This window comes from Salibaculum sp., assembly GCF_035270045.1.
Taxonomy (GTDB): Bacteria; Pseudomonadota; Alphaproteobacteria; order Rhodobacterales; family Rhodobacteraceae; genus Salibaculum.
This window is the reverse complement of sequence record NZ_DATFIP010000023.1, coordinates 30559-53541: the sequence shown is the minus strand read 5'-3', so window position 1 is coordinate 53541 and position 22983 is coordinate 30559. Positions and strand designations below refer to the sequence as shown.

The following is a 22983-nucleotide window of genomic DNA, read 5'->3' as shown; positions in this document are numbered from 1 at the left end:
TCACGCCCGGGATGGGAAAGGGAGGTCCCGACCGGGGCAGATGATGGATTGTGCCCAGTCGTGGCGTGCGGACGGCCCTCGCCTGTGACCACATGCCAGAGCAGCGTGTTTCCGCCTTGCCGGACAGCTTGGAAACGGAAACGGGGCGCGGCCATGATCGGTGCGACCCCGTCCAGGGCCATGGGGCGGATCAGGCCGCCGGGACAATGCCTCGCTCCCGCGCGAGTTGCTGCATCTTCTTCTGCAACTTCTCGAAGGCGCGGACCTCGATCTGGCGGATGCGCTCGCGGCTGACGTCGTATTTCGACGACAAGTCCTCGAGCGTCACTGTCTCCTCGGCCAGGCGGCGCTGCATGAGGATGTCGCGCTCGCGCTCGTTAAGCACATCCATGGCCTCGGCCAGCAATTCGCGGCGCGCGTCCAGTTCATCTTTCTCGGCATAGTCCTCGGCCTGGTTGGCACCTTCATCCTCCAACCAGTCCTGCCACTGCATGGACCCTTCGCCCTCTTGACCGACGGTCGCGTTGAGCGAGGCGTCGCTGCCAGAGAGGCGCTGGTTCATGCTGATGACCTCGTCCTCGGTCACGCCCAGGTCATGGGCGATACGCTCGACGTTTTCCGGACGCATGTCACCCTCTTCGAGCGCACCGATGCGGGCCTTGGCCTTGCGCAGGTTGAAGAAGAGCTTTTTCTGGGCACTGGTGGTACCGAGCTTGACCAGCGACCAGGACCGCAGGATGTATTCCTGGATCGAGGCGCGGATCCACCACATGGCATAGGTGGCCAACCGAAAACCCTTTTCGGGATCGAAACGCTTCACGGCCTGCATAAGGCCGACGTTCGCCTCGGAAATGACCTCGGACTGCGGCAGGCCATAGCCGCGATAGCCCATGGCGATCTTGGCGGCCAGGCGCAGGTGGCTGGTCACCATCTTGTGGGCCGCTTCGGTGTCCTCGTGATCGACCCACCGCTTTGCCAGCATGTATTCCTCTTCCGGCTCCAGAAGGGGAAACTTGCGAATCTCCTGCATGTAACGGTTCAGGCCCTGTTCCGGCGAGGGTGCCGGCAGGTTGGCATAGGCACTCAGGTTCGTTGTCGTTTCTGCGTTGCTCATGTCGCGTCCCCTTGGGATGTATATGGGGTTAACATGAATATGGTCGCGATAACGGCCAATTCAAGACTTACGGGGTGAATTCTAGACGTTCCGTCGGGAGGGCGCAGCCGAAAACGGCGCTTGTTTCGCTGCGCTCACGCACATCCGATCAGATTTTACCGCGCATTGTCGCCAAATGCGAGGTTCCGTCGGCCTATGCGTCGGGATCGAGCACGGCCAGCAGCCCGGCCATGTCGGGCGGCACCGGCGCCTCGAAGCTGAGCCGATCGCCGGTGACGGGATGGGTAAAGCCGAGCGTAGCCGCGTGCAGGGCCTGGCGGGGAAAGGCCCGCGCCGCCGCGGCGCCAGCCTCGCCCGCCGCGGCGACCGGCAACTTGCGCCGCCCGCCATAGACTGGATCGCCGATCAGGGCATAGCCGACATGGGCCATATGCACGCGGATCTGGTGGGTGCGCCCGGTCTCCAGCCAGCAATCCACCAGCGCGGCGGCCGGGGGCCTGCACAAGGCGGACACGATCCGGACCCGGGTCACCGCGTGGCGCCCGCCAGAGCGGACCACGGCCTGTTTCTGGCGGTCGTGCTTGTGGCGGGCGAGCTCGGCCTGGATGCGCAGCACGTTACCGGATTCGAAACTTGTGCCCCTGAGTCCGCGCAGACGCGGGTCGCTGGCGTCGGGCACCCCGTGGCAGATCGCGCGGTAATGGCGGTCCACGTCGTGGGCCTCGAACTGGGCGGCCAGGCCGTGATGGGCCCGGTCGGTCTTGGCGGCGACAAGCAGCCCGGAGGTGTCCTTGTCGATGCGGTGCACGATGCCCGGGCGCTTCTCGCCGCCGACGCCCGACAGGCTGTCGCCGCAGTGGTGGATCAGCGCGTTGACCAGGGTGCCGCCGGGCGTGCCGGGGGCCGGGTGCACGACCATGCCAGCGGGCTTGTTCACGACGATCAGCTCCGCGTCCTCGAAGACGACCTCCAGCGGGATCGGTTCGGCGCCCATGTGGCTTTCGGCGGGGGCAGCAAGGGTCAGCACCACGCGGTCGCCCGCGCCGACCCGGCCCTTGCCGCTGGTGACAATCTCTCCGTTCACCGCGACGGCGCCATCTTCGAGCAGGCGCGCCAGGCGGGACCGGCTGAGCGCGGCATCGGCCGGCACGTCGCGGGCCAGGGCCTTGTCCAGCCGTGCGGGCGGATCGGGCTGAATCTCGAAGGTCAGGCGGGTTTCGGGCATCGGGTCCTCGGGCCGCCGGTCTCGCGACACGACCGGTCATTGGCGGGAAAGAGGTCTGATGGTACCGCCTCCCCGGCTCGAACGGGGGACCTCTAGATCCACAATCTAGCGCTCTAACCTACTGAGCTAAGGCGGCACTGGCCGGGGGATTAGCCCCGCGGTCTGGCAAATGCAAGGGGGTTTCGGGCGCCGCACACCCGCGCGAAGGCGGATTTCGCAGGCTGCGTCCGATCCGGCCGACCCCGAAGGACCGCACCGGGCGGCTGCCGGTGATCCGCCACCCCGACCGGGCATGGCGGTTGCAAGCCGCCCGATGGTTATCCCGGGGCCGCCGCCGCATCACGCGGCAAGCCGCATCGAGCCCGACTGTGATGCAGATCCACAACCACTGATGACCCAGCCCAGGTCCCCGAACAGGCCCCAGTCCCCGACCTGGAACGGGTCCAATCCAACATGCTGCACGATCCCGAGAAACACGGCCCCCTCTTGCCAAACATGGGTCTTGGCGGTAGAGGCCGAGCTTGCAAGGAGAAGCGACACCAATGGGCATAAACACCGAACGCGACATCGAGGCGAACCTCCAGATCGGGCCCACGGACAAGGGCATGGTGCGGCTGTTCGTGATCTCCGAAGGCATGGAAATTCCGATGGATTTCTCGCCCGAGGAGGCAGAGGAAATCGCCGAGGAAATCACCGCCGCCGCCAAGGGGGCACGCGCGCTGGAAAAGTGACCTGGTCCGGCGGGGCTTGCGCCGTCGCCCCCGCATCGGGCAGGCTTGCCCGGATGCGGACAGGGGGCAAGGCGTGCGGATGAGATGCGCAGATACCTGAACACGGATTCCCTGACAGGGCTGGCCAATATCGTGCTGGGCGGGGCGATCACATCGGCCGCGATGGTGGCCGGCGGGGTGCTGCCCAGCGGCGCCATCCAGGCGTCTTTCGGGCTAAGCGAACTCATGGGATCGGTCACCGCCCAGAGCCGCCGCGACATCGACATCGTCACGGGCCGGGTGCGCCGCCAGCTGGAAAGAGACTGGGAACGCTGGGCCGGTCTCGAAGCCATCGCCGACGAGGGATTGCGCGCCAGCGTCCTGCAAAGCTTCGACGACGTGCTGCCCCGGATCCGGCTCGACCCGGCGGAATTCGTCAACCAGCGGTTCGACGCCGCGGCCATGGCCGACATGATGCTGCGCAAAGCCGAACGGGAGATGCCCCAGGTCTACGGCCAGGCGCAGGCACGCGGACGGGACGGGGCGCTGGCGCGCGAGGTTCTTTGGAACCTCAGCCACCGTACCTACGCGACACTGGCCGCCGATCCCGCCTTTGCCACGCTGATTTCGCCGAAGCTGTGGTCGGGGGTCCTGTCCCAGACCGACCGCATCCTGGACGGGCAGAAGGTGCAGGATGACCGCATCGCCCGCATGGAGGACATGCTGCGAAAGGCCGTCAGCCAGGGCGCTGGCGCCCGCCAGAGCGGGATCGACGAGGCCGCGCTGATCGCGCTGGCGTCGCGCATCGCGGGCGAGGTTTCGGACGCGGGCGCGGCCCTGCGCGAACTGGAAAGCGCGGTGGAGATTGCCATGGCCGTCCAGGCCCGGGGCGACGGCGCCGACGCGGTCCTGCGGCAGGTCGCCGAGGCCTCGGCCCGGGGGGCACACGACCGCGCCGCCGAGACAATCGACGCCGAGCTTGACCGGCTCGAACAGGACCATGTCGCGCGCAAGCGCGCCCTGCTCGAGGCTGCGCTGGACCAGGACCTGCTGCGGCGCAACGCGGAGGCGGCGGCCAGGCGTCACCTGGCGCTAGCCGGTCTGGAGGCGGGCACGCCGCCCGATTTTGCCGCCATCCGCCAGTTGGCCATCGCCCGCTTTGCCGCTGGCCGTGACCGTGGCCTGCCGCTGGAGCTCGAGATTGCCGGCGCCCTGGCCCAGGTCCTGCGCGACCATGCCGCCACCGCCGAAGAGCGCGGCGCGGCGCTCAACCTCGCCGGGGTCGTGCATCACACGCTGGGCGAGCGCGCGGCAGGGCCACGCCACCTTCTCATGGCCACCGCCAGTTTCGAGGAAGCCCTGTATCACTGGGACCGCGACCGCCTGCCCGACCTCTGGGCCAAGGCGCAGATGAACCTGGCCAACTCCACCGTGGCGTTGGCGCTGCGCGACGCAGGCAACGACCGGCTGGAGCGTGCCATCGCAGCCTATCGTGAGACACTGAGCGTCCGCACCCGTGCGGCCAGGCCGGCCGAATGGGCCCGCACCCAGATGAACCTGGCCGGGGCGCTGCGGCATCTGGCCGAAGCCACGGGCGAGGCGGCGCACCTGGAGACCGCGCTCGCGATCCTTGACGAGGCCCTGTGCGTTCGCACACCGGCGGCCGATACCCATGAATGGGCCATCACCTTGCTCAACCGCGCCATGGCCAACCGCGCCCTCGGCGCGCTGACCGGAAGGGCGGCGCGGATCGAGACGGCCCTGGCCGACCTCGACCAGGCCGAGGCGGTCTTCGAGGCGGCCGAGGCCGTCTTCTACCTTGGCCATGGCGCACTTGAACGGGGGCAATGCCTATACAGCATGGCCGACCTGGTGCCCGACCACGCCGACGCGTTGCTCGCCGAGTCCATGGCAGCCCTCGGGCAGGCTGCGAGCCGCTTCGGGCCGGAGGGATCGCGCGTGGACATGCTGCTGGCGCAGGGTCACCTCGCGTTGACCCGGCTGCAACAGGGATACAACGCTGGCGACGGCAAGAAAGAGGACGCCGCCCGCCTGGACCTGGCCGCTGCAAGCGCGGCGCTGATCGAGACCGGCCACCGCCGCGGCGCCATGGTGCTGGAAGTCCGCGCACGGGCGATCGAAGGCGCGGCGCGCGGCACCACGCCGCTGCGCGATGCCGGTGCCTGAACCGACAGCCGGGCGTCAGCCGGCCTCGCGGAGGCGGGCCACGTAGCGCGCCATTGTGTCGACCTCCAGGTTGACGGCGTCGCCCACGGCCACGTCACCCCAGGTCGTCATCTCCTTGGTGTGGGGGATGAAGTTGATGCCGAAATCCGCGCCCTCGACCGCGTTCACCGTCAGCGAGGTGCCATTGAGCGCCACCGACCCCTTGGGCGCGATGAACTTCGCCAGCGCGTCGGGCGCGCGCAGGGTGACGCGGGTGCTGTCGCCATCGTCTTGCATGTCCACGACCTCTGCCACGCCATCCACGTGGCCCGAGACGATATGTCCACCCAACTCGTCGCCGACTTTCAGCGCGCGTTCCAGGTTCAGCCTTTTGCCCGGCACCCAGCCGCCACCGACATTCGTCGCGCCCACCGTTTCCGCCGAGATATCGACGTCGAACCAACCGCGAGGCTCGCTGCCCTTGGCCACGACGGTCAGGCAAACACCATCGCAGGCAATCGAGGCGCCGATGTCGATGCCCTCGATGTCATAGCCCGTGCCGATGCGGGCGCGCAGATCGCCGCGCTGGTCGACCTCGAGGATTTCGCCGATATCCGTGATGATGCCCGTGAACATGACCGCATTCCTTTTCTGACCCGCCTTGGCTAGACTGATCCGCGCGCCGGGGCAATCCCCGTTACCGGCCTTGGCCGCCGTCGCATCGCGGGCACGATCGGGTCATATTGCAGCCGCACGGATCGGTTAGGCACAGGGCATAACAGAATGACAAGGCAAACCCGCATCGTGACCGAGCCGTCCCGGAAGACATTCCTGTTCCTGCAAGGGCCGCACGGCCCCTTTTTCCACGGCCTGGGCCGGATGCTGACCCGGGCCGGGGCCGGAGTCTGGCGGGTCGGCTTCAACGCGGGCGACCGGGCCTTCTGGTTCGAAAGGCGCAGCTACATACCCTACCGCGCCCCTGCTGCCGACTGGCCCGACCGGTTCCGCGCCATCGTCGCAGAGAAGGGCGTGACCGACATCGTGCTCTACGGCGACACCCGGCCCATCCACGCCAGCGCCATCGCCATCGCGCGCGTCCTTGGTCTGACGATCCATGTCTTCGAAGAAGGCTACATGCGTCCCTACTGGGTGACCTACGAACGCGGCGGCGCCAACGGCCACTCGCCGCTGATGGACCTGCGGATAGAGGACATGCGCGCGGCGCTCGCCCGCAGCGAGATGGACCTGCCCGAGGCCCCGGCGCAATGGGGCGACATGCGCCAACACGTCTTCTACGGTGCGCTTTACCACTGGTTCGTGCTGTTCCGGAACCGAGAGTATCGCAATTTTCGCCCGCACCGCGACCTGCCCCTGCTGACAGAGACGCTGCTCTATACCCGCCGACTGCTACTGATGCCCGCCTTCGCGCTGAGCCGGATCGGGTCCACCTTCCAGATCAAGCGCGGCGGCTATCCCTATCATCTGGCCTTGCTGCAACTGGAACACGACTCCAGTTTTCAACAACATTCGCCGTTCTCCAGCATGGCCGAGTTCCTCGAAACGGTGATTGCCGGCTTTGCCCGGGGGGCGCCGCGTCATCACCACCTTGTCTTCAAGGCCCATCCGCTGGAAAACGGCCAGTCGCCGCTCAAGCGCATCATCAGCGCGCGGGCCAGCGCACATGGCGTGGCCGATCGCATCCACTACGTCCGCGGTGGCAAGCTGGCACAGCTTCTCGACCACGCGCGCACCGCCGTGACGGTCAATTCCACCGCTGCCCAGCAGGTATTGCACCGGGGCATCCCGCTCAAGGTCTTCGGCGACGCGGTCTACGCCAAGCCCGGCCTCGTCTCGGACCAGCCCGTCGAGGACTTCTTCGCAAGCCCCGGCCGTCCCGACCTGGCCGCCTACAAGGACTTCCGGCGGTTCCTGCTGGAGACCAGCCAGGTGCCCGGCGGGTTCTACTCCGCCCGCGGGCGGCGGCAACTGCTGCGGCAGGTGGTGGACATGATGCTCGACCCCGACGATCCCTACGAGGCGCTGCGCCTGGGCAAGGCCCCGCCGCGCCAGCAGTTGCGGGTGGTCAAGTAGCCATCCGCCCGATCTAGCGTTCCGGCCGCCAGGCAGCCACAGGATGTTGCGGGCGCGTGCAGCGTGGCAACACCACCGGCGGCGCGGAAGGAAATTCTGGCTTTTTCACCGCTTTGCCGGTAATTTATCAGCAAAACTTGAGGCAGAATAATAACAGGTCGAGGAGACCGGAGCAGTGACACCCTTCAGCTTGCGCCTTGCCAGGGGCGTGGCCATTCTGGCAGCCACACTGCTGGTATCATCCTGTGGCCTGCCACGGTCGGGCCCCAACAAGAACGAGATCTTCGCAGGGTCGGTCATGCGCGAGGGTGACGCCTTCGTCCTGCTGGTCGATGACCGCATCAACCGCATTGCCAGTGTCACCCCCGCACTCGACTTCTCGGAAAGTTTCCGGAACGCCGGGCGACTGGGCAGCGACACCATCAGCCCGGGCGATACCCTCAGCCTGACGATCTGGGAAAACGTCGAGGACGGGTTACTCGTGGCCCAAGGCCAGAACGCCACCGTCCTGGACGAGGTCCAGGTGGACGGTGCGGGCTTCATCTTCGTGCCCTACGCGGGCCGCATACGCGCCGCTGGCAATACACCCGAGGCGGTTCGCCGGATCATTTCCGAAAAACTGGACGAGCAGACCCCGGACCCGCAGGTGCAGGTGCGCCGCCTGGCCGGAGACGGCGCTACCGTCTCGATCGCCGGCGTGGTGGGCGGCCAGGGCGTTTACCCGATCGAACGGCCGACGCGCACGCTCTCGGCCATGCTGGCAGCGGCGGGCGGCGTCACCGTGCAGCCTGAAATCGCCCAGGTCACCCTGACCCGCGGCGATCATTCGGGCCAGATCTGGTTCGACGACCTTTATGCCCACCCCGGCCACGATATTGCCCTGCGCGCGGGCGATCGCATCTTCGTGGAACAGGACCGCCGGTCCTTCACCGCGCTGGGCGCCACCGGCACCCAGAGCCGCGTCCCCTTCGAAAGCCAGACCATCAGTGCCATCGAGGCCATCGCCCAGGTCGGGGGGCTCAACCCGTCCCTGGCAGATCCCACCGGCGTCTTCGTGTTCCGCAACGAACCCGAGCCCATCGCCCGGCAGCTACTGGACCGCGACGACCTCCAAGGCAGCCAGCGGGTGGTCTACGTGCTGGATCTGACCGGCCCCAACGGGATGTTCATGGCGCGCGATTTCGCGATCCGCGACGATGACACGGTCTATGTCACCGAGGCCCCCTTCAGCCAGTTCAACAAGACTATCTCCGCCCTGACCGGGACACTTGGCCAGACCACGTCTGCCGCGGACACACTGACCGGAAACTGAGGTGACGAAGCCTCGACCCGACAGCGCCGCGGGGGGCACCTCGCGGCGCCTTTACGTCTATAATGGCGGGTTCCTGACCCGGCCGCGCATCCGCCGCATCCTGACGCTTGCAGGCTACGACATCCGGGTTGGCCGTCCCGGCCCGGAGGACATGGTCGGCATCTGGGGCCGCTCGCCCACCAGTTGGCGCGGCGAAAGCGTCGCGGACAGCACGGGCACGCCGGTGCTGCGCGTCGAGGATGCCTTCCTCAGGTCAGTCAGGATGGGGCGGGACGGCGACCCCCCGCTCGGCCTGCTGCTGGACACCCGCGGCCTGCACTTCGACCCCACCCGGCCCTCAGACCTGGAGGTCCTGCTGGCCGAGCACCCGCTCGACGATACCGCCCTGCTGGACCGCGCGCGGGCGGGCATCGCCGCACTGGCCCGGGCGCATCTGTCGAAATACAACACCTTCGATCCCGAAGCCCCCTGCCCCGCGCCGGGCTACGTGCTGGTTGTCGACCAGACCGAGGGGGACGCCAGCGTCCGCGCCAGCGGCGCCGACCGCAACCGGTTCCTCGAAATGCTGTTCTGCGCGCGCGAGGATCACCCCGGCGCGCGCATCCTTGTCAAGACCCATCCCGAAACGCTCGCCGGGCACCGCGGCGGCCATTTTCGCGATGGTGATCTTTCCGAAGGGATGGAATTCTTCACCGATCCGGTCTCGCCCCATCACCTGCTGGAAGGGGCGGTCGCGGTCTATACCGTTTCCTCGCAACTGGGTTTCGAGGCCATACTGGCCGGCCACAACCCGGTCGTCTTCGGTCAGCCCTTCTACATCGGCTGGGGCCTGACGCAGGACCGCGCCCCGCTGGACCGGCGCCAGAGGCGTCTGACCCGGGCGCAATTGTTCGCCGCGTCGATGATCCTCTATCCGCACTGGTACGACCCCAATCGCGACCGCCTGTGCGACTTCGAGGATGCCCTGCGGGCACTGGATGCCCAAACGCGGGCCTGGCGCGACGACCGGGTGGGCTGGGTGGCCAGCAGCATGCGGCTGTGGAAACGGGCTCCCCTGCAAAGGGTTTTCGGGCGCGATCGCAAGATGGTTTTCGAAGACGAGCCCCGCCGCGCGGCGACGCGGGCGCGTCAGGACGGCAGACGGCGGATGGTCTGGGCGTCGAAAGCCACGGGACATGACGGCGCGGTCCGGGTCGAGGACGGCTTCCTGCGCTCTCGCGGGCTGGGCGCCGACCTGGTGCCGCCCCTGTCGCTGGTCCTCGATGACCTGGGGATCTACTACGACCCGAGGGAAGAAAGCCGCCTCGAACGCCTCATCATGGCAAGCCCGGATCTGTCGGTTGCCGAAACCCAACGGGCCGAACGGCTGATTGCGCGCCTCGTCCGGTTAGGCTTGTCCAAATACAACCTGAACAGCCCGACGGGACTCCCTGGCCTGCCTGCTGGGCGGCGCATCCTCGTTCCAGGCCAAGTCGAGGACGACGCCTCCATCCTGACGGGAACGGACACCATCCGCACCAACCGCGCCTTGCTTGAAGCCGCCCGCGCGGCCAACCCTGCTGCCGTGATCCTTTACAAGCCCCACCCGGACGTGGAGGCCGGCCTGCGCGCCGGAGCCGTCCTTGACGCCCGAGAGATCGCCGACGCGGTGCTGGACCGCACCGATGCCATTACCGCCATTGAAACGGTGGAAGAGGTCTGGACCCTGACATCCCTGCTGGGCTTCGAAGCGCTTTTGCGCGGCAAGTCCGTCACCTGCCTGGGCACACCCTTCTACGCGGGCTGGGGCCTGACCGACGACCGTGCCATGCCCTGCCCGCGGCGGACGGCACGACCTACGCTGGCGCAGCTGACCCATGCGGTGCTGATCGACTATCCGCGCTATCACGACCCGACCACCGGCCTGCCCTGCCCGGTCGAGGTCGTGGTGGACCGCCTGGCCTCCGGCGCGGTCCCGCGCCCCGGGGGGCTCAATCGCCTGCTGGCCAAGGCGCAGGGACTACTGGCCAGCTACGCCGCACTCTGGCGCTGAACCTGCCAGCGGTGCATCAGGTCCGGCCCAAGGGGGCGGCTTTCAATCAGGTCGAAGCGGGGCGCATCGGCCAGCGCATCCAGTCCCATGGCCCCCAGCGCCGGTGTCCCCTCGGCCCCCAACGCGACCCCGGCCGTGATACCCACGATCTCGTCCACCAGGCCGGCGCCCAGCAACGCCGAGGCCAGCGTTCCTCCGCCCTCGCAGAAAACCGAGGTCAGGCCTGCCGCCCCCAACTGGCCGAGCATATCGGCAAGATCGACCTGGCGATGCTCCACCGGGCATTCGAACAGTCGCGCGCCCCGATCACGCCAGGCCGCACGGCGGTCGCCTGTGGCCTCGCTTCCGTGGCATAGCCAAAGCGGCCCCTGGTCCAGGGTCTCGGCAAGACGTCCCTCGGGCAGATCCAGTCGGCGCGCAGCCACAACGCGCACCGGCTGCGGCATTGGCCCCAGCCCGCGCACGGTCAAGGCCGGGTCGTCGGCCCGCGCCGTGCCCGCTCCCACCAGCACCGCGTCATGCCGGGCCCGCATCGCATGAACGGTCCGTCGGGCCAGCGGCCCCGTGATCCAGCGGCTCTCGCCGGTGGCCGTGGCGATGCGCCCGTCGAAGGACGACGCCAGCTTGAGCGTGACCCGGGGCCGCCCGACCCGGCGGTTCATCAGGTAGCCGGCAAGGTCAGTCTCCGCCCGCACGCGCAGCATGCCCGTTTCGACCTCTATCCCGGCGTCACGCAGGGCTTCGATACCGCGTCCGGCGACGCGGGCGTCGGGGTCATGCACGGCCACGACCACCCGCGCCACACCGGCGGCGATCAGCGCGTCGGCACACGGTGGTGTCTTGCCGTGATGGGAACAGGGTTCGAGCGTGACATGGGCGGTGGCTCCACGCGCGGCCGCGCCCGCCATGGCCAGCGCCTCGGTCTCGGCATGGGGGCGGCCACCATCTGCGGTGCGCCCGCGGCCCAGCACACGGCCCCGCTTGGTAATGACGCAGCCCACCGCGGGGTTCGGCCAGACGCGCCCCAGCCCGCGCCGCCCGAGCGTCAGGGCCTGGGACATGTAACGCGCGTCGCTGTCGCGGGTCACTCTGACGCCGGGCCTTCTGGTTTGGCGTCGGCAACTTCGTCCTCGGCTGCCTTGGCCTGAGGCCGCAATTCGCTGACGAACTTGTCGAAATCGTCAGCCGCCTGGAAGTTCTTGTAAACGCTCGCGAAACGGACGTAGGCGACGGTGTCGATCCGCGCCAGCGCTTCCATAACGATCTCGCCGATCTGCTTGGAGGGGATATCGGTCTCACCCATGCTTTCGAGCCGCCGCACGATACCCGAGATCATCTGGTCCACCCGCTCGGATTCCACCGGGCGCTTCTGCATCGAGATTCGCACCGAACGCTCCAGCTTGTCACGGTCGAAATCCTCGCGCCGGCCGTTGGACTTGATCACGACGAGGTCGCGCAGCTGAACCCGCTCGTAGGTGGTGAAGCGCCCCCCGCAAGCCGGACAGAAGCGCCGCCGCCGGATCGCGACGTGGTCTTCCGCCGGGCGGGAATCCTTCACCTGTGTATCGACGTTTCCGCAAAACGGGCAACGCATGATCCTGTCCTTCTCGTATTTGCCGTGGTCCCTGCCGCTAGGGCCTTCTGTCCCGGTTGTCCACAGGCACTATAGGGGAGCCGCCAGGTTTTGGGTAGAGTCCAATTTTGACCCCAAGATGCGGATTGAAGCGGCGTTGCACGGGAGGCTCACAGCAGGGCACGGACGGGCAGTCCGGTCCGGCATCTGCGCGCTGGGGCCCTCGGCGATTGACGAGGCAAGACCGTCTTGGCCGGCGTGCGTTATCCCAAATCTGAAATTTCATGGCGAGATGGACGCTGGTTTGCCGGAATCAATATCTGAGAAGTGCAAACCGCGATTACGCCGGGACCATCATAGCCGCCACCTTCCGACGGTGCGCGCGGCGCCGATGTTCGAAGAGGTAGATCCCCTGCCAGGTGCCCAGCGCCAGCCGTCCATCCGTCACCGGCACCTGCAGACTGACCGGCAGCATGGCCGCCTTGATATGGGCAGGCATGTCGTCGGGGCCTTCCTGGACATGGGTCAGATAGGCCATGGCCGGATCATCAGCCGAGGGCACAAGACGGTCGAAGTAGGCCATCAGGTCGCGCTGCACCGCCGGATCGGCGTTTTCCTGGATCACAAGCGAGCAAGAGGTGTGCTGCACGAACAGCGTGACCACGCCTGTCCCCCGCACCCAGTCGGCCACCTGACCGGTGATCTCGTAAAGGCCGGGGCCGTCTGTGGCGATGGTGAACCGGGTCTGCATCGGCGCCTAGAAGATACCGTCACCCTGCTGGTCGATCACCTGCCGGCACTTCTGGAGCGTGGCATCGACGGCCTGATCGCGGTCAGCGACCACGTCGGCCCGGATCAGGCGGTGGGTCTTGGTCTCGCCGCCCACCTCGCGTTCGATGCGGCCGGCAATGCGATAGCCGCCCTCGGCCTTCATGGGCTCGGCGAAGATGCGGTAGCCGTTATAGGCCAGCGGCTCGGCCTCCTCGGGGGTGTTGCCCCCGCCGCCGCCAAAGAGTTTCTTGAGAAGGGACATGAACCGACTCCTTTCCTGAGTGGAAAGTGAAGCAGGCCGGGGCGGGGTTGTCCATGGGCTGACGGTGCTCGGTGGCGTCGCAGGAAGGGATGCGCGCATCCCTTCCAAGCCGTTTTCCGGGGTCGGATGCCCCCGGCCGTGGCCTTATTGATCCAGGAAGGAGCGCAGCTTGCGGCTGCGCGAAGGATGCTTGAGCTTGCGCAGGGCCTTGGCCTCGATCTGGCGGATGCGTTCGCGCGTCACCGAGAACTGCTGGCCCACCTCTTCAAGCGTGTGGTCGGTGTTCATGCCGATGCCGAAGCGCATCCGCAGCACCCGTTCCTCGCGCGGGGTGAGCGACGACAGAACCCGCGTGGTCGTGTCCTTCAGGTTGTCTTGGATCGCCGAATCCAACGGCAGGACGGCGTTCTTGTCCTCGATGAAATCGCCCAGCTGGCTGTCTTCCTCATCGCCGATGGGAGTTTCCAGCGAAATCGGCTCCTTGGCGATCTTCATCACCTTGCGGACCTTTTCCAGCGGCATCTGCAGCTTGGCGGCCAGTTCCTCGGGCGTGGGCTCGCGGCCGATCTCGTGCAGCATCTGGCGCCCCGTCCGGACCAGCTTGTTGATGGTCTCTATCATGTGGACCGGGATGCGGATGGTGCGGGCCTGGTCGGCGATGCTGCGGGTTATCGCCTGGCGGATCCACCATGTCGCGTAGGTCGAGAACTTGTAGCCGCGGCGATACTCGAACTTGTCCACGGCCTTCATCAGGCCGATGTTGCCTTCCTGGATCAGGTCGAGGAATTGCAGCCCGCGATTGGTGTATTTCTTGGCGATCGAGATCACCAGTCTCAGGTTGGCCTCAACCATTTCCTTCTTGGCCGCGCGGGCCTCTTTTTCGCCCTTCTGGACCTGGGCGACGATGCGGCGGAACTCGGAAATGTCGACGCCGACATACTGGCCCACCTGCGCCATCTCGGCGCGCAGGTCCTCGATCTTGTCGGTGTGACGCTCGACCAGCGCCTTCCAGCCCCGGCCTGCACGGCTGGCCATGTCCTCCAGCCAGCCAGGGTCCAGCTCGCGGCCACGGTAGGCCTCGATGAACTCGCGGCGGTTGATCCGCGCCTGGTCGGCCAGCTTCACCATGGAGCTGTCGATGGACATGATGCGCCGGTTGATGCCGTAGAGCTGGTCGATCAGCGCCTCGATGCGGTTGTTGTGCAGGTGAAGCGAGTTGACCAGTTCCACGATCTCGGCGCGCAGGGTCTGGTATTTCCTTTCGTCCGCCTCGCTGAAGGAGCCGTCCTCATTGAGGGTTGCCGACATGCGGGCGTCCTGCATCTCGGACAGCTTGGCGAAGTCGCCGGCGATCGTGTCGAGGGTTTCCAGAACGCGGGGCTTGAGCGTCGCCTCCATGGCGGCCAGCGACATGTTCGCGGCATCCTCGTCCTCGTCTTCGTCATCGTCCTTGGCGATGGGATTGCCGTCGGCGTCAAGCTCGGGGCCATCGTCCGCCTTTTCCTCGGGCTTGGGGGCGGCCTCGGGTGCCACGACAGGGGCGGCATCACCCGCCTCCTCGTCAAGCTGGTTGCCGAAGGTGGTTTCCAGGTCAATGACGTCGCGCAGCAGGATTTCCTCTTCCAGCAGCTCGTCGCGCCAGATGGTGATCGCCTGGAAGGTCAGCGGGCTTTCGCACAGGCCCGCGATCATGGTGTTGCGCCCGGCCTCGATCCGTTTGGCAATGGCGATCTCGCCCTCGCGGGACAGCAGCTCCACGCTGCCCATCTCGCGCAGGTACATTCGCACCGGGTCGTCTGTCCGGTCGAGTTTCTCAGAGCTCGAACTGCCCATGGCGACGTCGCGCCCGCCCACGGTGGCGACCTCGGTCGAGGTGGATTTCTCGTCCTCGCCCTCGGGGACTTCCTCGCTTTCCTCTTCCTCGGTGACCTGAATGCCCATCTCGTTGAGCATGGACATGACATCCTCGATCTGGTCGGAACTGACCTGGTCGGGCGGCAACACCGCGTTGAGCTGATCGTAGGTGATGTAGCCGCGGTCCTTGGCCTCGGCGATCATCTTCTTGACCGCGGTCTGGCTCATGTCGATGGAAATGTCGCCGTCCGCGCCGTTCTCGCTGCGATCCTCGGTGTCCTTGGCTGCCATGCGTGTCCCCTCTGGCTGTCTCGCAGTGATTCGGATGATTCGCGTTGTCCGAATCAATCCTGCCACCGCGCGATTCGCAATGCCCTCGCGCCCGCTTTTCAGCGCGCTGTTGCCCCGTTTCCCGTGGCGCCACGCCCGGGTCGTCGTGCCTTGGTTCGAGATGCCGCCCCAGCTAGCGCGGCCCGCGTCCCTTGGCAAAGTCGATCTTGCTTAACAATTCGTCAAAAGCGCTGCGTTCTTCCCGTTTCATGCGGGCCCCGTTCGGGCCGGTGTCATATTCGGCCCGATCATCGTCATCCTGTTTGCCAGCACGGTTCATCGCCGCGCTGGACTGGGCCAGCCGCGTCGTCAGACGTTCGTCGGCCACATCCGAGGACAGGTCCTCTATCGCTTCCTCCACCTCGTGCGTGTGACCGCGGCGGGCATTGAGCTTTGCCAGTTCCTCGGCCAGGCACATGGTCGCAACCTCGCCATTGTCGGGCCTGCGCACTGCAGGCGTGATGGCCACGTGGGCCTGCGCGAAGAGCTTTTCAAGAGGCTCGGTGCCGATCAGCGCCGCAATCTCGTCCGCCATCTCGGGACCCTCGGCGCGCAGCAGGGCATCGCGCAGCCTGGCATGGTCAGGCGTGGCGCACACCATCCGTTCCAGCTCGTGCAGGAAGTCGGGCAATAGCCCCGGGTTGCGGATCAACGTGGCCAGGATGACCGCCTCGCGCAGCTGATCCTCGACCGGGCCGCCGGTGGCCAGCAGCGAGGCCTTGCTGGCAGGCATCGGCGGGGCGATCTTCCACTCCGGCAGGGCCCATCGCCCACCGGGACGCCAGCCGCGGCGGCGCGCGCCCTGTCCCCGGGCCGGGCCCTGGCTTCGGGCCGTGCCGAACAGGTGCCCGCGCAACTCCCTGATCGCCTCGCCGTAGTGCCCCCGGATAGAGGGATCGCGAATCATGCGGATCTTGTCGCGCAGCGCCTTGTCGAGGGCCGCGCGGCGTTCGGGGCTGTCGAAGGACCTACCCTCGATCTCGCGTTGCCATAGCAGCTGCACCATGGGCAGCGCCGCGTCCAGCTGCTTGCGCATTCCGCCCGGGCCCTGGGCGCGCAGCAGGTCATCGGGGTCCATCCCTTCGGGCATCATGGCAAAACGCAGGGATGCGCCCGCCTCCAGCAGCGGCAGGGCCAGGTCCATGACACGGCCTGCCGCGCGCTGCCCGGCCGTATCGCCGTCCAGGGTGATCACCGGCTCGGGCGCGATGCGCCAGATCATGGCAAGCTGCTCTTGGGTGACGGCGGTGCCAAGGGGCGCGACCGCGGCCTCGAACCCGGCCTCCGACAGGGCGATCACGTCCATGTAGCCCTCGGCCACGATCAGGGCCTGGCCCTTGCCGGCGGCTTCGCGCGCGCGCTTGAGGTTGAACAGGCTGCGGGACTTGTCGAACAGCTCGGTCTCGGGCGAATTGAGGTATTTCGCGTTGTCGCCCGGGTCCAGTGCACGGCCCCCAAAGGCGATGCAGCGCCCGCGCGCATCGCGGATTGGAAAGATGATGCGGTTGCGGAAGGTGTCGTAGGGATCGCGCCCACGGTCGCTTTCGCGGGCCAGCCCGACGGCAACGATCTGGTCCTTTTCCACGCCCTTGCCCGTCAGGTGATCCCATAGATTGGACCAGCCCGGCGGGGCCAAGCCGATTTCCCAGCGCGCCTGCGCCTCCTCGGACAGGCCACGCCCGGCCAGGTAATCGCGCGCTGCCGCGCCGGCCTGCGTCTTGAGTTGCAGGCGAAAGAACTGCACGGCCAGTTCCATGACCTCGACCAGCTGGGTGCGCCAATCCGCCTTTTCCTGCGCCCTCGGGTCGCGTTCGGGCATTGGCATCCCGGCCTCTCCGGCCAGGATCTCGATCGCCTCCATGAAGCCGACGTTCTCGGTCTCGCGAACGAAAGAGATGGCATCCCCCTTGGCGTGGCAGCCGAAGCAGTAGTAATACCCCTTCTGGTCGTCCACGTGAAAGCTGGCGGTCTTTTCCTGGTGAAAGGGGCATGGCGCCCACATGTCGCCCTTGGCCTGGTTGGACTTGCGATTGTCCCACATGACCTTTCGGCCGACGACCCGGGCGATGCTCAGGCGGCTGCGCAATTCGTCTAGGAAACCGGGAGGCAGGCTCATGGTGAGAATATAGGCCCGGCCGCCGCCGACTGCGAGTCTTCTTCAGAGCTTTGGCGCATTGGGCGACGGCGTCACCACGCGCCGCGCCCGCGCCTCGCGCCAGGAAATGAAGCTGACCGAGGCGACGATGACCACCCCGCCCAGGATCACCCAGGCATCGACCCCTTCGCCGAAGACGAGGGCACCCAGGGTCACCGCCCAGATCAGCTGCAGGAAGGTCACCGGCTGCGTCACCGTCAGCGGCGCCGCGACGAAGGCAAGGGTCATCGCGTAGTGCCCGGTGGTCGCGAAACAGGCGACGACGAAGAACCACAGGAGCTGCGGGCCCGTCACCGGCACCCAAACGGCAAAGGCGAACGGGGCCAGCCCGATGGTGACGGTGATGGACAGCATGCCAACGATCACCGCCGCCGACACCTCGCCCGAGAGCCGCTTGGTGATCATGTAGCCTGACGCAAAGCCCATGGCGGTGACGATCATCGCAAGATGGCCCGCGTTGAGGTCACGCAGGCCGGGGCGCAGGATGATGAGCGCACCGATCAGCGCCATGATGACAGCCGCCATGCGGCGCGGCGGAAGGTCCTCGCCCATGAAGAGTGCCGCGCCCAGCGTGACGTAGATGGGGCTCATGTAGTTCATCGCCGTGACTTCGGCGATGGGAATCCGGGTCATGGCGTAGAACCAGAGGATGACCGCAACCGTATGCGCCGCCCCGCGCAGGGTGAAAAGCCTCAACTGCCGCGGCGTCAGCCGCGCGCGAAGCATGGGCCGGATCACCGGCAACAGGAAGACCAGCCCGAGCAGGTAACGCAGAAACGCCGACTGCGCCGCCGGGATGGCATCGCCCACGTGTTTGACCATCGCGGTCACCGCGACGAAGTTCAGGCCGGCGACGACCATCCAGAATATTCCGGCAAGGGGGCGGTGCTGCTGTGGCATCGTGCCAGATGATCCGAGTTTGGCAGGGGTCGCAAGAGGGCTCTGTCCGCTCTGCTTTCGGCATCCCCCTTGACGGTCTTTTCACCCCGGAAACACACGGCCTGCAGCGGTCAACGCGTCCCGGCCCGGTGGCGGCCGGACAACCAGGAACCGCGCGCCAGTTGGCATCGGCGCCTAGTGCCCCAGAACAAGGCTCAGCGCGATGGCCCACATGACGCAACCGATCCCCAGGTCCAGCACCTGCCAGGCCCGGGGCCGCGTCATCAGCGGGGCCAGCAACCGCGCACCGTACCCCAGCGAGAAGAAAAAGGCGAAAGAGGCCGCCACCGCCCCAGCCCAGAAGGCCCACGCCTGGTCCGCATGGCGCGCCGCCACCGCGCCGATCAGCACGACGGTATCAAGGTAGACATGCGGGTTGCCCCAGGTGATGGCCAGGCAGAAGACAAGCGCCGCCCGCAGGCTGATTGCCGTGCCATTGGCCGGGTCCAGGGCCTCGCCCCCCGCCCAGGCGCGCCGGAAACTCAACGCGCCGTAGACCAGCAGGAAGGCCGCGCCGAGCCAGCGCATGACAGGGGCGAGCCCCGGCAGCCACTCGGTCAGGGCCGCAAAGCCGAAGACGCCCACGCTGATCAGGATCGCGTCCGACACCGCGCAGGTCAGGACGATGGGCAAGACATGTTCGCGCCGCAGCCCCTGGCGCAGAACAAAGGCGTTCTGTGCCCCAATGGCGAGGATCAGGGAAAAGCCCAGCCCAAAGCCGGTAGTGAACGCGCCGAACATGGCCGTCTCTTTCGCCCACGGCGTGCGGGAAGGCAAGCCGTACAAACCGTAGCCTGTCGCGCGATATTCTTCACCCCACCCGGGTGCGTGCCATGGCGCCGATATGCCCGATAAACGGCGAGGCCCGCGCGCCGGATCGGCGGGCGGGCCTCGCAATTCGGTCGCGGCCCGGCCTTACTCCGCCGCGTAGGCCTCCATCACCTCGTCTGGGGCCTCGAAATTCGTGGTCACGTTCTGGACATCGTCATCGTCCTCCAGCGCCTCGACCAGTTTCATCACCTTCTGCAACCCTTCGAGGTCAACCGGCGCGGTCGTCTGTGGCCGCCAGACCAGCTTGGTCGAACTGGCCTCTCCCAGCTGGTCCTCCAGCGCGTTTGACACGTCGTTGAGATCGGTGTCGGCGCAGATGATGACATGGCCGTCCTCGGCACTCTCGCAATCCTCGGCCCCGGCCTCGATCGCGGCCATCATCACCGTGTCGGCATCGCCCGCCTCGGGCGGATACATGATCTGGCCCTTGCGATCGAACATGAAGCCGACCGAGCCGGTCTCGCCAAGGTTGCCGCCGTGCTTGGAAAAGGTCGACCGCACGGTCGAGGCGGTGCGGTTGCGGTTGTCGGTCATCGCCTCGACGATCACGGCCACCCCGCCCGAGGCATAGCCTTCGTAGCGGATTTCCTCGTAGTCCTCGGCATCGCCGCCCTGGGATTTCTTGATCGCGCGGTCGATCACGTCCTTGGGCACGGACTGCGTCTTGGCCTCCTTGACGGCCAGGCGCAGGCGCGGGTTCTTCTCGGGGTCGGGATCGCCCATCTTGGCGGCGACGGTGATCTCCTTGGCGAGCTTGGAGAAGAGCTTGGACCGCGCGGCGTCCTGACGCCCCTTGCGGTGCTGGATGTTTGCCCATTTGGAATGGCCGGCCATGATACTCCCCTGAGGTGTTTGGCGTATGGCGGCTGTCATACCCAAGCGCGGGGCGCTGGGCAATGGCGCGCGCCGATCCGCACGGCCCTGTGCAGCAATCCGAGCGGTCGCGGACGGCGGGATGCCGCTTTCGACCTATCATGGACCGCCACGCGCGGTTAGACTTTCCATCTGACGTTCACGCCAACGGGAGGGAGGACCCCATGCAGATCTACCCGACACTGGAATTGCAGGGCGGACGCTGCGTCTCGCTGCGCCGGGGCGGCCTGGACGCCCCGGAGATATGGCATCTCGATCCCGTCGAGGTCGCGCGGGATTTCACCGAGAAAGCCGGCTGGGTCCATGTCACCGATTTCGACGCCGTGGCCCGCGCCGAGACGGACAACACCGCGCTGATCGAGCAGATCATCCGTACCGTGCCCGGGTCGGTGCAACTGGGGGGCGGCATGCGCACGATGGATCGCATCACCCAGTGGGTCGAGGCCGGGGTGGCCCGCGTCGTCATCGGTCAGACCGCGCTGGTGACCCCCGACCTGGTGAAAGAGGCCGCGCTGGCCTATCCCGACCAGATCGTGCTGGCACTGGATGTCTACCAGGGCAAGGTCATGTCCGGGGGCTGGCGCGACACCACCGCCTTCGATCCGCTCGACGTGCTGGGCTGGTTCGAGAACGACGCGCTCGCCGCCATCGTGGTCACCGACATCGACGCTGACATCGAGGAGACCGAGGCCTCGGTCTCGCTCATCACCAGGGTGGCCGAGGCGTCGCGCACGCCCGTGATCGCCCGCGGCACGGTGCGCACGCTCGACGACATCAGCCGCCTGAAGTACGTCCCGCAGGTCGCGGGCACGGTGATCGGCCGGGCGCTTCTCAACAAGTCCGTCGACCTCGAAGAGGCCGTGGCCCTGGCCGCCCCCCGACCAGAGGAAACCGTCGCCCCCTTCGTTTGAAGAGGGCGCGACAGGCGATTGCCGACCGCGCATCGCCGCAATAGGGTTCGGGCATGACGACGGACCAGGCCCTTCTGTTCGCCCTGTTCGGGCTGATCTTCGCGCTGCTTCTCTGGGGGCGCATCCGCTATGACATCGTGGCCTTCGCAGCGCTGATGGCGGCCGTGGCCGGCGGGCTGGTGGAGGTGGAGGCGGCCTTTTCCGGCTTCGGCCACCCGGCCACGATCATCGTCGCGCTGGTGTTGATCGTCTCCGCAGGGCTGGTGCGCTCGGGCGCGGTCTACCTGATCACCCGGACAATGATCGACAGCACGCGCAGCCTTGGCGCGCATATCACCATCATGGGGGGGATCGGCGGGGTCCTGTCGGCCTTCATGAACAACGTGGCCGCGCTGGCGCTGCTGATGCCGGTCGACATCCAGACCGCACGCAAGGCGGGGCGTAGCCCGGGCATGTCACTGATGCCGCTGAGCTTCGCCACGATCCTGGGTGGCATGGCCACGCTGATCGGCACACCCCCGAACATCATCATCGCCTCGATCCGCGAGGACAGCCTGGGCGCGCCTTTTGCCATGTTCGATTTCGCCCCCGTGGGCGCGGTCACGGCGCTGGCGGGGCTGGCCTTCGTGGCGCTGATCGGCTGGCGGCTGATCCCGGCACAGGACGCGGCCACCGCCGGGGCCGTCGCCGACAGCTATGCCGATTACCTGGCCGAACTCATCGTGCCCACCGACAGCAAGCTGATCGGCCAACGCCTGGGCGAGCTGTACGAGACCGCAGAGAAGAACGACGTGGCCATCCTGGGCCTGATCCGCAACGGCGAGCGGCGGTATGGCGCCGCGTCCAACGCGGTGCTGCGCGGCGACGACATCCTGGTGCTGGAGGCCGCGCCCGGGCCGCTGGACGAGTTTCGCAGCGCCCTGTCGCTGAAGTTCACCACCAAGGACAACGCCGACAAGCTGGAGGCCGAGGGCGACGGGCTGGCCCTGATCGAGGTCGTGGTGCCCGAGGGCGCGCGCATCGCCGGCAAGACCGCGCAGGCGGTCGGTCTGCTCTGGCGGCATCAGACCGTGCTGCTGGGCATGTCGCGCAAGGGGCGCGCCATCAAGACCCAGATGCGCAAGACCATGGTCCAGCCGGGCGACATCCTGCTGCTGCTGGCGCCGTCGGCCCGGGCCACGGATGTCGCCGACTGGCTGGGCTGCCTGCCGCTGGCCGACCGCGGAATCTCGGTAACGGCCGACAGCAAGATGTGGCTGGCCATCGGCACCTTTGCCGCGGCAGTGGCGGCGGCCTCTTTCGGGCTGGTCTACCTGCCCGTGGCGCTGGGAATCGTCGTGACGGTCTATGCCCTAGCCCGCATCCTGCCACTGTCCGAGATCTACGACCATGTCGAATGGCCGGTGGTGGTCCTGCTCGGGTCGATGATCCCGCTGGGTGGTGCCCTGGAACAGTCCGGCGGGACCGAGCTGATCGCCGGTGCCCTGACCGGGTTGACCGGCGCCCTGCCGGCCTGGGCCATCCTGACGGTTCTGATGGTGGTCACCATGACCCTGTCGGACGTGCTCAACAACACGGCCACCACAATCGTCGCCGCGCCGATCGGGATCGAGATGGCGCGCACGCTCGATGTCTCGTCCGACCCGTTCCTGATGGCGGTGGCGGTGGCGGCCTCCTCGGCCTTCCTCACGCCCATCGGACACAAGAACAACACGCTGATCCTTGGCCCCGGCGGCTACAGGTTCGGGGATTACTGGCGCATGGGTCTGCCCCTTGAAATCCTGATCGTGGCGGTGTCTATCCCGGCCATCCTGACCTTCTGGCCGCTTTGACA

At 67.1% G+C, this 22983-nt stretch carries 20 protein-coding genes and 1 tRNA gene; 7 read left to right on the top strand and 14 right to left on the bottom strand.

Annotated features, from left to right (window positions below; translation table 11 throughout):
• Positions 1 to 190: 190 nt before the first annotated feature.
• From rpoH to VJ897_RS03985, 4 genes are all read right to left on the bottom strand, one after another.
• Positions 191 to 1087: an RNA polymerase sigma factor RpoH gene (gene rpoH / locus VJ897_RS04000; RefSeq protein WP_324053493.1), complete on the bottom strand. Its 897-nt coding sequence runs from the start codon at positions 1085 to 1087 to the stop codon at positions 191 to 193.
• Between the two features lie 220 nt (positions 1088 to 1307).
• The gene (locus VJ897_RS03995) at positions 1308 to 2339 is read right to left on the bottom strand and encodes an RluA family pseudouridine synthase (protein WP_324053491.1); all 1032 of its coding nucleotides are present in this window, start codon (positions 2337 to 2339) and stop codon (positions 1308 to 1310) included.
• 59 nt (positions 2340 to 2398) lie between these two features.
• Positions 2399 to 2475: transfer RNA gene (locus VJ897_RS03990), tRNA-His, on the bottom strand.
• A gap of 203 nt (positions 2476 to 2678) precedes the next feature.
• Positions 2679 to 2879, bottom strand: coding sequence for a hypothetical protein (locus tag VJ897_RS03985; RefSeq protein ID WP_324053477.1), 201 nt, complete (start codon positions 2877 to 2879; stop codon positions 2679 to 2681).
• Between the two features lie 2 nt (positions 2880 to 2881).
• Between VJ897_RS03985 and VJ897_RS03980 the strand changes: the two genes are divergently transcribed.
• Positions 2882 to 3070 carry a DUF6324 family protein gene (locus VJ897_RS03980; RefSeq protein ID WP_324053476.1) on the top strand — a complete coding sequence of 63 codons (189 nt, stop codon included), beginning with the start codon at positions 2882 to 2884 and terminating at the stop codon, positions 3068 to 3070.
• An 84-nt stretch (positions 3071 to 3154) separates the two neighbouring features.
• A complete protein-coding gene (locus VJ897_RS03975; RefSeq protein ID WP_324053475.1) occupies positions 3155 to 5236 on the top strand; it encodes a hypothetical protein in 2082 nt (693 codons plus the stop codon).
• Between the two features lie 15 nt (positions 5237 to 5251).
• Here the strand turns inward: VJ897_RS03975 and VJ897_RS03970 are convergent, their stop codons facing one another.
• Entirely contained in the window at positions 5252 to 5851 is a 600-nt protein-coding gene (locus VJ897_RS03970) for a riboflavin synthase (RefSeq protein ID WP_324053474.1), read from the bottom strand.
• 147 nt (positions 5852 to 5998) lie between these two features.
• Between VJ897_RS03970 and VJ897_RS03965 the strand changes: the two genes are divergently transcribed.
• From VJ897_RS03965 to VJ897_RS03955, 3 genes are all read left to right on the top strand, one after another.
• On the top strand, positions 5999 to 7306 hold the full coding sequence (locus VJ897_RS03965) for a capsule polysaccharide biogenesis protein (RefSeq protein WP_324053472.1): 1308 nt from the start codon (positions 5999 to 6001) through the stop codon (positions 7304 to 7306).
• Between the two features lie 175 nt (positions 7307 to 7481).
• Positions 7482 to 8618 (top strand): polysaccharide biosynthesis/export family protein, encoded by a 1137-nt coding sequence (locus tag VJ897_RS03960; RefSeq protein WP_324053470.1) that lies wholly within the window; start codon positions 7482 to 7484, stop codon positions 8616 to 8618.
• A gap of 1 nt (position 8619) precedes the next feature.
• Positions 8620 to 10650, top strand: coding sequence for a capsule polysaccharide biogenesis protein (locus VJ897_RS03955; protein ID WP_324053468.1), 2031 nt, complete (start codon positions 8620 to 8622; stop codon positions 10648 to 10650).
• Here the strand turns inward: VJ897_RS03955 and ribD are convergent.
• The 9 genes from ribD to VJ897_RS03910 all read right to left on the bottom strand — a co-directional run bounded on the left by ribD (position 10629) and on the right by VJ897_RS03910 (position 20199).
• A complete protein-coding gene (gene ribD, locus VJ897_RS03950) occupies positions 10629 to 11738 on the bottom strand; it encodes a bifunctional diaminohydroxyphosphoribosylaminopyrimidine deaminase/5-amino-6-(5-phosphoribosylamino)uracil reductase RibD (RefSeq protein ID WP_324053466.1) in 1110 nt (369 codons plus the stop codon). The genes VJ897_RS03955 and ribD overlap by 22 nt on opposite strands.
• A complete protein-coding gene (nrdR, locus tag VJ897_RS03945; protein ID WP_324053464.1) occupies positions 11735 to 12244 on the bottom strand; it encodes a transcriptional regulator NrdR in 510 nt (169 codons plus the stop codon). The genes ribD and nrdR overlap by 4 nt, the downstream gene beginning before the upstream one ends.
• 319 nt (positions 12245 to 12563) lie before the next feature.
• Positions 12564 to 12974, bottom strand: coding sequence for a secondary thiamine-phosphate synthase enzyme YjbQ (locus VJ897_RS03940; protein ID WP_324053462.1), 411 nt, complete (start codon positions 12972 to 12974; stop codon positions 12564 to 12566).
• A 6-nt stretch (positions 12975 to 12980) separates the two neighbouring features.
• A complete protein-coding gene (locus VJ897_RS03935) occupies positions 12981 to 13256 on the bottom strand; it encodes an HlyU family transcriptional regulator (protein ID WP_324053460.1) in 276 nt (91 codons plus the stop codon).
• Positions 13257 to 13400: 144 nt separating this feature from the next.
• Positions 13401 to 15401, bottom strand: a complete 2001-nt coding sequence (gene rpoD, locus VJ897_RS03930) for an RNA polymerase sigma factor RpoD (protein ID WP_324053458.1) — start codon at positions 15399 to 15401, stop codon at positions 13401 to 13403.
• A gap of 172 nt (positions 15402 to 15573) precedes the next feature.
• A complete protein-coding gene (dnaG, locus tag VJ897_RS03925) occupies positions 15574 to 17556 on the bottom strand; it encodes a DNA primase (protein ID WP_324053456.1) in 1983 nt (660 codons plus the stop codon).
• A 42-nt stretch (positions 17557 to 17598) separates the two neighbouring features.
• Positions 17599 to 18495, bottom strand: coding sequence for a DMT family transporter (locus tag VJ897_RS03920; protein ID WP_324053455.1), 897 nt, complete (start codon positions 18493 to 18495; stop codon positions 17599 to 17601).
• Between the two features lie 174 nt (positions 18496 to 18669).
• Entirely contained in the window at positions 18670 to 19275 is a 606-nt protein-coding gene (locus tag VJ897_RS03915; RefSeq protein ID WP_324053453.1) for a LysE/ArgO family amino acid transporter, read from the bottom strand.
• A gap of 174 nt (positions 19276 to 19449) precedes the next feature.
• The gene (locus VJ897_RS03910) at positions 19450 to 20199 is read right to left on the bottom strand and encodes a YebC/PmpR family DNA-binding transcriptional regulator (protein ID WP_324053452.1); all 750 of its coding nucleotides are present in this window, start codon (positions 20197 to 20199) and stop codon (positions 19450 to 19452) included.
• Positions 20200 to 20402: 203 nt separating this feature from the next.
• On the opposite strand from VJ897_RS03910, the gene VJ897_RS03905 reads away from it, so the two are divergent.
• Together VJ897_RS03905 and VJ897_RS03900 are read left to right on the top strand one after the other, a co-directional pair.
• Positions 20403 to 21149 carry a 1-(5-phosphoribosyl)-5-[(5-phosphoribosylamino)methylideneamino] imidazole-4-carboxamide isomerase gene (locus VJ897_RS03905; protein WP_324053450.1) on the top strand — a complete coding sequence of 249 codons (747 nt, stop codon included), beginning with the start codon at positions 20403 to 20405 and terminating at the stop codon, positions 21147 to 21149.
• Between the two features lie 53 nt (positions 21150 to 21202).
• Positions 21203 to 22981 carry an SLC13 family permease gene (locus tag VJ897_RS03900; RefSeq protein WP_324053448.1) on the top strand — a complete coding sequence of 593 codons (1779 nt, stop codon included), beginning with the start codon at positions 21203 to 21205 and terminating at the stop codon, positions 22979 to 22981.
• Positions 22982 to 22983: the final 2 nt, after the last annotated feature.